Genomic DNA, 12,232 nt, shown 5'->3' with positions numbered 1-12,232 from the left:
ATTGTAGGATTCGCGGCCTTCACCGCCCCTGACACGGATCAAGCCCGCATGAGCCCACTGGACGCCTTCTGGCATGTTGCCAACTTGTTCGCACCCGCCTGGGGGCTGGCGGCGCTGTTGGCGGGGGCGATCAAGCTCGCCTGGCGTCGCGAGGCCAAGGCCTTGCGCTGGTTGCGGCTTTGGGGGTGGGGCGCAGCCGGCGGGGCGGCCGCGGTGGTGGTGTCGCTCGTGCTGCTGGGCCGCGACGGCAAGATGGCAGGCTACGCCCTGCTGGTGCTGGGCGTGGCGCTGCCGCAGTGGTGGCTGCTCAGCGTTCGCCGCTGAGCACGTCTTCGGTCGTCACAACCTCGCCGCGCAGCGAATGCGCAAAGGCGGTGGTGATGCGCACGTCGACCAGCTGGTTCATCAGCCGCGGGGAGCCGGCAAAGTTGACGATGCGGTTGCACTCGGTGCGGCCCATCAGCTCGGAGGCGTCCTTGCGGGCATTGCCCGTCACCAGCACCTTTTCGACCTTGCCGACCATGCCTTGCGAGATGGTCAGCGCATGCGCCTCGATGGCGGCCTGCAGCTCCTGCAGGCGCTTGACCTTGGTCTCATAGGGCGTGGTGTCCTCCAGCGCCGCAGCGGGCGTGCCCGGGCGGGGGCTGAAGATGAAGCTGAAGCTCGCGTCGAAGCCGACGTCGTGCACCAGCTTCATGAGCTTGGCGTGGTCTTCGTCCGTCTCGCCGGGAAAGCCGACGATGAAGTCCGAAGCCAGGCGCAGGTCCGGGCGGATGGCGCGCAGCTTGCGCACGATGCTCTTGAACTCCAGCGCCGTGTAGCCGCGCTTCATGGCCATCAGGATGCGGTCGCTGCCGTGTTGCACTGGCAGGTGCAGATGGTTCACGAGCTGCGGCACCTTGCCGTAGGCCTCGATCAGGCGGGGGCTGAATTCGTTGGGATGGCTGGTGGTGAAGCGCAGGCGCCGGATGCCGGGGATCTCGGCGGCGTACTCGAGCAGCAGGGCGAGGTCGGCGTGCTCGGCGGTGTCACCCATCTTGCCGCGGTAAGCATTGACGTTCTGGCCCAGGAGGTTGATCTCCATGACGCCTTGATCGGCCAGACCGGCGATCTCGGTGAGCACGTCGTCAAACGGCCGCGAGACCTCCTCGCCGCGGGTGTAGGGCACGACGCAGTAGCTGCAGTACTTGGAGCAGCCTTCCATGATGGACACGAAGGCCGAAGCGCCCTCGACCTTGGCCGGCGGCAGGTGGTCGAACTTCTCGATCTCGGGGAAGGAGATGTCGACCTGCGGGCGGCGCTGCTCACGGCGGGCTTCGAGCATCTGCGGCAGACGGTGCAGGGTTTGCGGGCCGAAGACGACGTCCACATACGGCGCGCGCTCGATGATGGCGGCACCCTCTTGGGATGCCACGCAACCGCCCACGCCGATCATCACGCCCTTGGCCTTGAGGTGCTTCACGCGGCCCAGGTCGCTGAAGACCTTTTCCTGCGCCTTCTCGCGCACGGAGCAGGTGTTGAACAGGATGAGGTCGGCCTGTTCGGGGTCGTCGGTGGGGGTGTAACCCTTGGCGGCTTCGAGCACGTCGGCCATCTTGTCCGAGTCGTACTCATTCATCTGGCAGCCGAAAGTCTTGATGTAGACCTTCTTGCCGTCGGCCTTGGTGCGGGTGTCCTGGCTCATGGCTTCACCCAGGTCTGGTTGCCGGGGATGAAGGTCCAGCTCGCGGCCTCAGCCGGCGTCGTGGGCCAGGGCTTGTTGGCGAGTTCGACCGGGTTGAGCACCCACACGTCCTGCAGCAGGCCGCTCGTCTCGACGGTGTAGTGCACCACCAGCTTCTGGCCGGCCAGGCCGGCGGGTGCGATCCAGAGGTTGGTATCGCCCTTCACGCGGGCGCCGGGCGCCAGGCGTGCGGGCTTGCCGTTGAGCAGGGCGTCCGGGAACTGCGTGATCACGAGTTCGCCCCGCAAGGCGTTGGCGGGGAAGGTGCGGTGGGTTTGCGCCTGGGCCACGACACAGGTCGCGGCCAGGGCCAGGGTGAGTGCACAGCGGTACATGGTATGTGTCCAGTGGCTGCAAAGGGTGGCCGCTTGAAGCGCGTCAAGCGCAATAAGCAGCCGGCTGAATGGAAAACGGCCCGAGCAACTGATTTGTTTGCTCGGGCCGTTCCGATTTTTTGGTGGCGCTTCAGGGACTCGAACCCCGGACCTGTGGATTATGATTCCATCGCTCTAACCAACTGAGCTAAAGCGCCTGAGCCCGCCATTCTAAGCGCAAAATTTCGGGCGGCGCAAGAGATTTTGAAATCAAAGGCTCGGCGGCTTCAGGAACGAGGCCACCGGCTGGTCCGGCAAGCCCTTCAGGCCTTGAACGACCTGCGTGGCATTGAAGATGGCGCCGGCTTCGTTGGTGTGGGTTCGCGCATCGGCGAAGAAGCTGTCGACCCGCGCCGCCCCGACCTCGCGATAGGCCTCGGCCACGCGCAGTGTGAGGTCGATGAACGCAGCGCCTTGAGCGCGTGCAACCTGCGCACCCCAGGCGGCGTAGTTGTCGAAGTCGCGCGGTTGATCGGCCTGCCAGCGGTCCTTGTGCGGCACCGGCGACAGCACCACCACCTTCGCGCCTTTGGCCTGTGCGTCCTGGATGTAGCGCGACAGGTACCAGCCATAGCTGTGCACCTGTTCCTTGCTGCCGTCGGGCCGGGTGTCTTCCACGGTCTCGGCGCCGATGCCCGGCACCGAGCCGCGGTTCTTGCCGGCCGGATCGCCGATGCGGGCGCCGTCGTTGTGGCCGAACTGGATCAGCAGCAGGTCACCCGCCTTCAACTGCGCCAGCACCGCGGCCCAGCGGCCTTCGGTGAAGAACGTACGGCTGCTGCGCCCGCCAATGGCGTTGTTGACGATGTTGATGCGTGTGGTGTCGAAGAACGCGGCGATCCGCTCGCCCCAGCCCCAGGCGCCGTTCTGGCCGCCGCTCCTCACGGTGGAGTCGCCGATCATCACGAGGCTGGGTAGAGCAGGGTCGCGCGGCGCTTCGACCTTGACCTGGCGGGCATCCACCACGGGCCGGTCGTCCGATCCATCCGGCAGGAAGCGTTGCCGGTAGAAGGACTCGGGCAAGACCCGGTTCTGGATCAGCCCCGCGATCACCAACTGGGCATTGATGGCGGCGCCCAGCCAATTGGTGTGCACCGTCTCCTGCGGCAGGTCGGCCGGAAAGAACTTCTCGACCTGCGCCGCGCCCAGGGCCTCATAGCGGCGTGCGCCCCATTCGTTGAGGTCGATGAAGGCCACGCCCTCCTGGCGGGCGACCTCGGCGGCCCACTGGGCGAAGTTGCCACCGGCACGCACCACCTTCAGGCCGTCGGCTTCCCAGCGTTTGCGGATCACAGGTGAGCAGATGACCGGCGTGGCGCCGAGCGCCCGGATCTCCGCCACATAACCTCGCAGATAGGCGCCATAGGTCAAGACGGTTTCGCGCTTGCCAGTCAGCTGGTTGTCGATGTCCTCGGTCTCCGGGCCGGTACCTCGCAGCACGCCACGGGCGCGGCTGTTGTCGTTCACCGGGCTGGCATCGTTGTGCCCGAACTGCATCACCACCCAGTCGCCGCGCTTGATGAGCGCCTTGGTGCGATCCCAATGGCCACTGGTGCGATACGTGCGGCTGGAGAGCCCGCCCACCGCCCGGTTCACGAGGTTGACCTTGCCGGCGTCCAGATAGGCGGCGATCGGGTTGCCCCAGCCCCATTGGCCTTCGGCGCCTTTGCCCTGGCCGTCGTCGTGGCCATTGCGCACGGTGGAGTCGCCGATCAGGAACAGGGTGGGCAGGTCGGCTCGGGCCGGGTCCGGCAGCTTCACCTGGGCGCGGGCCGGGTCAGTGGTGGCGGTGAACTGCTGGCCGTGCGCCCACGGCAAGGCGAACAAGGACAGCAGCGCTGCGGCGCAGCGGCGGGTGAGGTCGCGGTTCATGGCGCCCATGCTAGGAGCTGATGACCACCGCTGCCGGCCCGGGACGGCGCAAGTTCTTGAGCGATTCGCAGCCAGCAACATCCCGCAACGCGGGCGGTCCTAGAGTCGCGCCACCCTGAACTTGGTTGCCTGTCATGTCGCTTCGCAAGACCGCTCCGCTGTTGTCGCTGGCCCTCGCGCTGGCACTGGGCCTGGTTCCCGCCTGGGCCCAGATCGGCCAGCGTTTCCCGTCCGAGAAGCGGGTCGTCAACGACCCGGTGACGGGCACGCCGCTGACCTTCCTGACGACCCAGCCTCGCGGTGATTCCAAGATCTACCCCAGCCATCCGCAATGGACGGCCGATGGGCGGTGGCTGGTGTTCCGCTCCAACCGCGTGAAGGGCGAGGCCATCGCCGTCAACGAGGCCAGCGGCGAGATGGTGCAGGTGACAGAGGGCGGCTACGACGGCATGCTCAACCTGGCTCAGTCCGGTGGCAACAAGCTCTACTTCCTGCGCCCGGACCGCAAAGGGCCGGCCAAGGCCATGCAGGCCGTCGAGGTGGACCTGGACCGCGTTTTTGCGGACAGCGATGCCGGCGTGATGAAGCCCGCGAGTGCCTATCAACGGGTGTTTGCCACGCTGCCACCCGAGTTGGAGGCGGTGGGCGACAACGCCCTGGATGCGGACGGCCAGTGGTTCTACTTCCGCATCACCGGCAAGGCCTATGCCGCTGCCCGCCTGCCCGCCGGTACCAAGATCGAGCCGCCTTTCGGGCCCCGCGGCATGGGCGCGGGCCCGCACGCGATCGGCAAGGTGAATGTGCAGACGGGTGAGGTCCGGCATGTGGTGTCGGTGCCGTTCCAGATCGGCCACATCCAATCCAACCTGTGGAACCCGGGGGAGCTGGTGTTCAGCTGGGAGACGGGCGGCAAGTCGCCGCAGCGGACCTGGACGGTGCGGGGTGACGGCACCGGCCTGCGTCCGCTCTACCCCGAGGCGCCCTACGAATGGGTGACGCACGAGGCCGTCATCGGCAAGGACGAAGTGGCGCTGGCCATCATGGGCCATCGCGCCATCCCTGGCGTATCGGACCCGAGCCGCGCGGCCGGCACCGACGTGGGCGGCGCCAACCCCGGCCAGGACGATGCCTGGGGCAACACCGGCACCCGCGAGAAGCCCACGGGCCTGGCGATCGTCAACCTGCGCACCCGCGAGGTGAACCTGGTGGGCCAGACGCCGTCAGGCAGCGGCCTGTGGCATGTGCACGGCTCGCCGGACGGCCGCTTCGCGGTGGGTGACGACTTCAGCCGCAGCCTCTATCTGATCGACCGCAAGACGCGCGAGATGATGCTGCTCACCACGGGCCACAAGACGACGGCCCGGGACCATCCGCACCCCACGTTCAGCCCCGACGGGCGCAGGATCCAGATTCAATCGGCGCTCCTGTCGACAGACGGGCGCGAGATGAATATTTGCGTGGTGCCGGTGCCGGAGGCGTGGTTGAAACGCCCGCGCTGACAGTATGTGCGGTCGCTGCTCATATTCCATTTCTGGCATGCGGACCGAATATATATATTCAGATAATCTGCGCGGAACCCGCCTGGTGCGGGTTTCTTTATGGGCGCGCGATTCTGTGTCGTTGATGGGGCGCCGTGCTGGCAGCCCCTGCTCATGGGGCCTGGACGGCGTGGCCCGATCAGGAACTTGATTGGAACGCGCGTCGTGCAAGGGTTTTCTCGGAGGGCAAGCAATCACGGTCATGATTCTTTGCTGCTCTGTGAACACGCCGTGAAACCCGCCCCCTAGACTGCCGTCGGGGCGATTAAAGAGCGCCATATCGAGCCTCCCCGACGATATTTCCCGGAGACATACAAAATGCTGAAGAAGAATCACGGCGTCGCGCCGGTTTCGCGTTGGACACCTTTGGCTTTGGCGGTTGCCGCCGCGCTGGCGGGTCAGGTCCAGGCGCAGGAGCAGCAGCCCGCCGCGGCAGAAGCCCCGAAGCCCGCGGCCGACCAGCCCGCTGCCAAGCCGGCGGACAAGGCCGCCGAGAAGGCGTCCACCCAGCAACTCGACACGGTCGTGGTGACCGGCATCCGCCGCTCGATCCAGAGCGCCATCGACCGCAAGCGCAACGCCTCGACGGTCTCCGACAGCATCGTGGCGGAAGACATCGACCAATTCCCTGACAAGAACGTCGGCGAGGCGCTCTCCCGCATCACTGGCGTGCAGCTGTCGCGCCAGTTCGGTGAAGGCTCGCAGGTGGCCATCCGCGGCGTCGAGCCTGACCTCAACCGGGTCGAGATCAACGGCATGACCGTGCTCGGCACTAACGGGGGTGCCGGTCGCGGTGCCGAGTTGCGCGAGCTGGCGTCGGAGCTGATCGCCTCCATCGATGTCATCAAGGGTTCAACGGCTGACCTGGTGGAGGGCGGTATCGGCGGCACGGTGCGCATCAACACACGCAAGCCGCTTGACTTCAGCAAGACCACGGTCGCCGGCACGCTGGCCGCCGAGCAGGGCAGCCTGCGCGGTGGTGTGCAGCCACGCGGCACGCTGCTGTTGGCTGACAAGTTCCTGGACGGCAAGCTCGGCCTGATGGCCAATCTGGTCTACGACAAGATCTACACGCGCGGCGACTTCTCCCGCAACACCTCCTGGGCCTTCTTGCGCGACTGGGACTTCTCCGCCGAGAAAACCGTCACCAGCCTGAATGCCAACGCGGCTGCCGTGACCACGGCAGCCGGCTGCAGCAGCCTGGCCGCAGCCGATCAAGCCCCTTGCCGCAGCCAGTGGTTCGACTATTCGCCCCGCATCTCACGCTACGGCATCTGGACGCGCGATCACAAGCGCAGCTCGGCCGAGCTGACAGCGCAATACCAGGTCACCAAGGAGCTGGACGCCTATGTGAGCTACCAGGCCAACAAGCAGGCTCAGCGGCTCAACGACATGAACTATGGCACCGACTTCTCGGCGGTGACCCGCCTGGCGTCGGCCGGCAATGCCCCGGTCTACCGCGCCGATGCGACGGTGCAGACGGCGGGCACCTGCGTGGCGGCACCGACGGCCGCCACGCCGGCCGGCATGGTCGTCGAGAACCACCACGTCACCCAGTTCACCGTCGGCAACTGCCTGAACGTGGCCGGCCAAGGCGGGCAGGGTGCGTTCAGCACTTCAGCGCGCGATTTCGCGCTGGACATCGACTCCAAGTACACCACCGCTGGGTTCAAGTTCAAGAACAACAGCTGGCGCATCGAGGGCCTGCTCGGCGACTCCAAGTCCGACTACAAGAGCGAGAGCAACAACATCGTCCTGACGCAGAACGCGCCGGGGCTGGTCGTCAAGCTCGACGGCAGCCGTCTGCCGCAGTTCACATTCCCATCGGCGTACAGCCCCGACAACGCCTCGTCGTATGTGCAGGCCCAGCTGCAATACCGCCCCTCGGCCACGCGCAACACCGAGCGCCAGGGCAAGCTGGACTTCCAGTACAACTTCGACCACAACTTTTTCCAGAGCGTCTGGTTTGGCGGCCAGATGCGCGAGTCCAGCTCCCGTCAGTACAACGGCGGCGGCTACCTGGTGCAGAACAACGGCAGCCTGACCGCGACCGACGAGGCCGTGGACATCAACGCCCGCACCGCCAACGTGAACCAGACCGTCATCTGGGACCCGCTGTACACCGGCACCGCGCAGCGCCCCAACGAGGCCCAGACCTACATCAACAGCGGCTACAAGACCTCCTACGTCAGCGGTGCACGCATGCAGGAGATCGTCAACCTGATCCGCACCAAGTCGCCCGGCACCTTCATGGGTGGCTACAGCGACATCTCGGGCGTCCCGGCCAACTGGACGTCGCCCAGCTATGCCGCCACGGTGGCCTCGGGCATCTTCGACACCAGCGACTTCTCTCACAAATACCTCTACTCGACGCCGGGCAACGACGGCAAGACCTATCCGCAGATTCCCGCGTTCGACGTCACCGAAAAGGTCAAGGCCGGCTATGTGCGGCTCGACTGGGGCACCGAGGTGCTCGGCCTGCCGCTGGATGGCAATGTGGGCGTGCGCTACACCCGCACGGACGTGACCTCCACCGGCCTGCAGACCGATCGCACCTGCAACCCTGCCACCGTGTCGAGCTGCTCGGCCGTCGTGAACAGCAACAAGATCGTGTCCTTGAGCAACAGCTATAGCGACGTGCTGCCCAGCCTGAACGCCACGCTGCAACTGATCAACGGCAAGCTGCTGGTGCGTACCGGTGCGGCCAAGGTGATGGCGCGCCCCGCCATCGACCTGCTCGCGCCCAACGTGACCTGCACGACGGGCTCCGGCGATCCGGCGCGCGGCGGCGACGGCACGGACGATTGCACGGCCGGCAACCCCAACCTCAAGCCCTACCGCGCCACCAAGTACGACCTGAGCGTCGAGTACTACCCAAGCCGTGACACCCAGGTGAGCCTGGCCACCTTCCGCACCGACATTGGCACGTATGTCCGCAAGGGCATCGTGAATCGTGGCGTGAACTTCTACGGCGATGGCCGCCTGTTCGACGTGACGCAGGCCATCAACGGCGAAGGTGCGAAGACGCAGGGCATCGAGCTGGCAGGGCGCACGGCGCTGTCCTTCCTGCCTGGCTGGCTGAGCAACTTCGGCGTGGATGCGAACTACACCCGCATGGCCTTCAGCTATGCCAAGGGCAACGAGCTGATCAGCCCGCTCGACGGCACGGTGCTGCCGTATCCCGGCCTGTCGAAGAACTCCTACAACCTGGGCCTGTGGTACGACGACGGCAACTTCAACGCACGCCTGGCCTATGCCTACCGCGACAAATACTACACCGGCAACAACGACGTATCCGGCAACCCCAACTTCGCGGACAAGACCGGCTACCTCGATGCCAAGATCCAGTGGAAGGCGAGCAAGAACTTCACCTTGGCCCTTGAAGCCAAGAACCTGACCAACCAGGCCGAGCTGACCTACGCCGGCGACCTGAGCCGCCCGAACGAGCTGGCCTGGTCGGGACGCCGCTACTACCTGACGCTGGGCTACAAGCTCTGACGCACAGGCAGATTCGGGCCGGCATGGCCTGCTCATTGCGCTGAGCGCGCGCCGGCCCCGGCTGACGCTGGGGCCTCTTTTTTGGGAGGGTGACCTGATGCCGTCGTTACTGTCCGTCGCACGAATCCTGCTGCCAGCCGCGTGGGTCGCCTGCGGCATGGCACAGGCCCAGCCACTCCCGCCCAAGCAGGTGGAGCGGCTGGACCGTGGGGTCGTGGCACTGCAGACCGGCGCAGGCGCCTTCGTCAGCTGGCGCCTGCTCGGCACCGAGCCGGCCGATGTGCGCTTCAACCTCTACCGCGATGGCCAACGTGTCAATGCCCTGCCGCTGACGGTGAGCAATGCGGTCGACCCCCTGGGGCGGGTCGACAGCCGCTACACCGTGCGCGCGGTGACGCGAGGCGAGGAGTTGCCTGCGTCCGCCCCCGTGTCGCCCTGGGCCCAGCCCTATCTGCGCGTGCCGGTGCAAAAGCCGGACGGTGGCATCACGCCCGATGGCGTGGCCTACCGCTATGAACTCAACGACGGCGCGGCGGCCGACCTCGATGGCGACGGCCAGTACGAGCTGGTCGTGAAATGGCAGCCCACCAATGCCAAGGACAACTCCCAGCGCGGCGACACCGGCCCCACGCTGGTCGACGCCTACAAGCTCGACGGCACCCGGCTGTGGCGCATCAACCTCGGCAACAACGTCCGGGCTGGCGCGCACTACACCAGCTTTCTGGCCTACGACTTCGACGGCGACGGCCGCGCCGAGGTCATGATGAAGACGGCCGATGGCACGGTCGACGGCGCGGGCCGCGTCATCGGCGATGGCCAGGCCGACCACCGCAACGCCGCGGGCTATGTGCTGGCCGGCCCGGAGTTCCTGACGGTGTTCAACGGCCAGACCGGCGCCGCGATGGCGACCGTGCCCTACATACCGCCCCGCGGTGACGTGGCCGCCTGGGGCGACAGCTACGGCAACCGGGTCGACCGCTTCCTGGCCGGCGTGGCCTACCTGGACGGTCAGCGGCCCAGCGCGGTGTTCGCGCGTGGCTACTACACCCGGGCGGTGCTGGCCGCCTGGGACTGGCGCGAGGGGCGCCTCACCCAGCGCTGGGTGTTCGACAGCGATGCGGATGCGGCCAGCCAGCCCGCGGCCGGGCAGGGCGCGCATTGGTTTTCGGTGGCGGATGTGGACGGCGACGGTCGAGACGACATCATCTACGGCGCCGCCACCATCGCCAGCACCGGCAAGCTGCTCTACAGCACCGGCCTGTGCCATGGCGATGCGCTGCATGTGAGCGCCTTCGACCCCGCACGCGAAGGCCAGCAGGTGTTCATGGTGCATGAAAGCCCACGCTGCTACGGCGACAACGGCCTGGAGATGCACGACGCGGCCACCGGCCAGGTGCTGTGGCGCATGTCGGGCCGGAACACCGACGTCGGCCGCGGCGTGTGCTTCGACATCGACCCCGCCTACCCGGGCGCCGAATGCTGGGGCTCGGTCGGCGGCCTCATGAGCGCCAGTGGCCGGCTGATCAGCGAGCGTCACCCCAACCGCATGAACTTCGCCGTGTGGTGGGACGGCGACCTGCTGCGCGAGTCGCTCGACCATGTCGCCATCGACAAGTGGAACCCCGCCCGCTTCACGTTCGAGAACCTGCTCGACGGCAAGGCCTATGGTGCCGTGGCCAACAACGGCACCAAGGGCACGCCGGTGCTGTCGGCGGACCTGTTCGGCGACTGGCGCGAGGAGGTCGTCTGGCGCAACCAAGACAGCACGGCGCTGCTCATCTTCTCGACTGCCGTGCCGACCGAGCATCGCCTCGTGACCCTCATGCACGACCCGCAGTACCGGGTGCAGGTGGCCAACCAGAACGCCGGCTACAACCAGCCGCCGCACCCCAGCTTCTACCTCGGCCACGGCATGAAGCCGCCGCGACAGGTGCCCGTCCGCACGCCCTGAAGAAGGCGGACGCCGGGCGGCGTGCCTGGATCTCAGGGCGAGGGTGTCGCCTCCAAGGCGTTCAGCGAGCGCTGCAAGGTCTGGAAGCCAGCGGACGCCCGCAACGCTTCGGCGCCGGCCCGCTGCAGCGCGACCACGTCATGCGCCTCGATCGTGAAGGCCGTGGGCACGCGCAGCAGGGAGTGGCGGATCTTGTCGTCGGGCACGTCGTGCAGGCTCACGCTGATGACGTGGATTTCGGCATCGGCCGCGAAGGGGCTGCCCGGCTGGCCACGGGTGCGTTCGATCTCCGTGCGCCAGCGGCGCGTGTCGTCCTTCAGCAGGGCCAGGGTCACCTCGGTCTCGCGGGACCCAGCCCCGAAGATCAGTGTCTCCAGCACTTGCGTCGTGGTGGGCACGCGGTCACTGTTGTCCACGCGCTCGGTCAGGCCGCGCTCCGAGTTCACCGTCACCAGCACCAACCGGCGGATGGTGCCCGGCTTGGCGTCCACGAAGTTGGCGCTCATTGAGCCCAGGGCCACCATGCGGTCCAGCATCAGTCGCACGCCCAGGTTGTCGGTCACGCCACCGTCGACGAGATGGATGAAAGGCTTCTCCCGCGCATTGCGGTAGGCCTCGGCCGTGCGCTGCAGCATGCGGCTGCGGTAGTCCTGCGCATCGGCGGCGGTGGTGGCCGGGGGCGCCGGGGCGGGGTGGGGGCAGGCGTCCGCATGGTTGTGCACCGTCACGGGCGACAGCAGCAGCGGCACTGCCGACGAGGCCGCGACGGCAAAGCTCAGCGGCGTGGCGTCCAGGTCGGAGCAGATGCGCTGGAATTGCTCGGGAGTGAAGTCGAAGGCGGCGCCGCTGGTGAGGTCGGTGGCGGTGATCATCAGGTCGGGCGCACCCGGGCGGCGGCGCACATCGCCGAAGGTCCGGCCCTCGAACAGCTCGTCGAACCGCTGGGCCAGGATCTGACTGCGCCCGTACCAGGGCGAGGTCAACTTGTACAGACGCTCGGGCCAAAGGGCCTCGCGGATCAGCCGGCTCTCGAAGGGCACCAGCAGGAAGTCCGGCTCGAAGCGCGTCAGCGTGGCGTCGCCGAAGGCGGCGTAGTGCGCAGCCAGGATGCTGCCGCCCGAGACGCCGCTGATCATGGCGGTGTGATCCAGCAGCGAGGTCGCCTGCCCGTCCAGGCGAAAGGTCGTGGCCTTCAGGGCCTGCAGCACGCCCAAGCCGAAGGCCGCTGCCCGCGCGCCGCCGCCAGACAGCGTGACAGCCATCATCACCGGCTGCG

The 12,232-nt window shown here is 67.1% G+C and carries 8 protein-coding genes and 1 tRNA gene; 4 read left to right on the top strand and 5 right to left on the bottom strand.

Annotated elements, in window-relative coordinates; translation table 11 throughout:
• Positions 1 to 48: 48 nt before the first annotated feature.
• The gene (locus CDO81_RS05930) at positions 49 to 324 is read left to right on the top strand and encodes a hypothetical protein (RefSeq protein WP_088482174.1); all 276 of its coding nucleotides are present in this window, start codon (positions 49 to 51) and stop codon (positions 322 to 324) included.
• On the opposite strand, the gene miaB is transcribed toward CDO81_RS05930, so the two are convergent.
• The 4 genes from miaB to CDO81_RS05910 all read right to left on the bottom strand — a co-directional run bounded on the left by miaB (position 308) and on the right by CDO81_RS05910 (position 3,969).
• Positions 308 to 1,684 (bottom strand): tRNA (N6-isopentenyl adenosine(37)-C2)-methylthiotransferase MiaB, encoded by a 1,377-nt coding sequence (gene miaB, locus CDO81_RS05925; RefSeq protein WP_088482173.1) that lies wholly within the window; start codon positions 1,682 to 1,684, stop codon positions 308 to 310. The two genes, CDO81_RS05930 and miaB, sit on opposite strands and share 17 nt — an antisense overlap.
• Entirely contained in the window at positions 1,681 to 2,058 is a 378-nt protein-coding gene (locus tag CDO81_RS05920; protein ID WP_088482172.1) for a hypothetical protein, read from the bottom strand. The genes miaB and CDO81_RS05920 overlap by 4 nt, the downstream gene beginning before the upstream one ends.
• A gap of 120 nt (positions 2,059 to 2,178) precedes the next feature.
• A tRNA-Met gene (locus CDO81_RS05915) sits at positions 2,179 to 2,255 on the bottom strand.
• 52 nt (positions 2,256 to 2,307) lie between these two features.
• Positions 2,308 to 3,969 (bottom strand): rhamnogalacturonan acetylesterase, encoded by a 1,662-nt coding sequence (locus CDO81_RS05910; RefSeq protein ID WP_241516856.1) that lies wholly within the window; start codon positions 3,967 to 3,969, stop codon positions 2,308 to 2,310.
• A 134-nt stretch (positions 3,970 to 4,103) separates the two neighbouring features.
• Here CDO81_RS05910 and CDO81_RS05905 point away from each other — a divergent pair, with 134 nt between their 5' ends.
• From CDO81_RS05905 to CDO81_RS05895, 3 genes are all read left to right on the top strand, one after another.
• Positions 4,104 to 5,468 carry a TolB family protein gene (locus tag CDO81_RS05905; protein WP_144397141.1) on the top strand — a complete coding sequence of 455 codons (1,365 nt, stop codon included), beginning with the start codon at positions 4,104 to 4,106 and terminating at the stop codon, positions 5,466 to 5,468.
• Between the two features lie 357 nt (positions 5,469 to 5,825).
• On the top strand, positions 5,826 to 9,005 hold the full coding sequence (locus CDO81_RS05900) for a TonB-dependent receptor (RefSeq protein ID WP_088482170.1): 3,180 nt from the start codon (positions 5,826 to 5,828) through the stop codon (positions 9,003 to 9,005).
• A 97-nt stretch (positions 9,006 to 9,102) separates the two neighbouring features.
• Positions 9,103 to 10,956, top strand: coding sequence for a rhamnogalacturonan lyase (locus tag CDO81_RS05895; protein ID WP_088482169.1), 1,854 nt, complete (start codon positions 9,103 to 9,105; stop codon positions 10,954 to 10,956).
• Positions 10,957 to 10,988: 32 nt separating this feature from the next.
• On the opposite strand, the gene CDO81_RS05890 is transcribed toward CDO81_RS05895, so the two are convergent.
• Positions 10,989 to 12,221, bottom strand: coding sequence for a patatin-like phospholipase family protein (locus CDO81_RS05890; RefSeq protein WP_088482459.1), 1,233 nt, complete (start codon positions 12,219 to 12,221; stop codon positions 10,989 to 10,991).
• Positions 12,222 to 12,232 lie beyond the last annotated feature (11 nt).

Origin of the sequence: Roseateles puraquae (assembly GCF_002205845.1) — a bacterium.
GTDB classification, from domain to species: Bacteria; Pseudomonadota; Gammaproteobacteria; order Burkholderiales; family Burkholderiaceae_C; genus Pelomonas; species Pelomonas puraquae.
Note: the sequence above shows the minus strand (reverse complement) of the source record. Positions and strands in the feature narration are given on the sequence as shown.

Excerpts from the sequence above, each read along its gene's own strand:
- CDO81_RS05930 (WP_088482174.1), top strand. The coding sequence starts at position 49 with ATGAGCCCACTGGACGCCTTCTGGCATGTTGCCAACTTGTTCGCACCC.
- miaB (WP_088482173.1), bottom strand. The coding sequence starts at position 1,684 with ATGAGCCAGGACACCCGCACCAAGGCCGACGGCAAGAAGGTCTACATC.
- CDO81_RS05920 (WP_088482172.1), bottom strand. The coding sequence starts at position 2,058 with ATGTACCGCTGTGCACTCACCCTGGCCCTGGCCGCGACCTGTGTCGTG.
- CDO81_RS05910 (WP_241516856.1), bottom strand. The coding sequence starts at position 3,969 with ATGAACCGCGACCTCACCCGCCGCTGCGCCGCAGCGCTGCTGTCCTTG.
- CDO81_RS05905 (WP_144397141.1), top strand. The coding sequence starts at position 4,104 with ATGTCGCTTCGCAAGACCGCTCCGCTGTTGTCGCTGGCCCTCGCGCTG.
- CDO81_RS05900 (WP_088482170.1), top strand. The coding sequence starts at position 5,826 with ATGCTGAAGAAGAATCACGGCGTCGCGCCGGTTTCGCGTTGGACACCT.
- CDO81_RS05895 (WP_088482169.1), top strand. The coding sequence starts at position 9,103 with ATGCCGTCGTTACTGTCCGTCGCACGAATCCTGCTGCCAGCCGCGTGG.
- CDO81_RS05890 (WP_088482459.1), bottom strand. The coding sequence starts at position 12,221 with ATGATGGCTGTCACGCTGTCTGGCGGCGGCGCGCGGGCAGCGGCCTTC.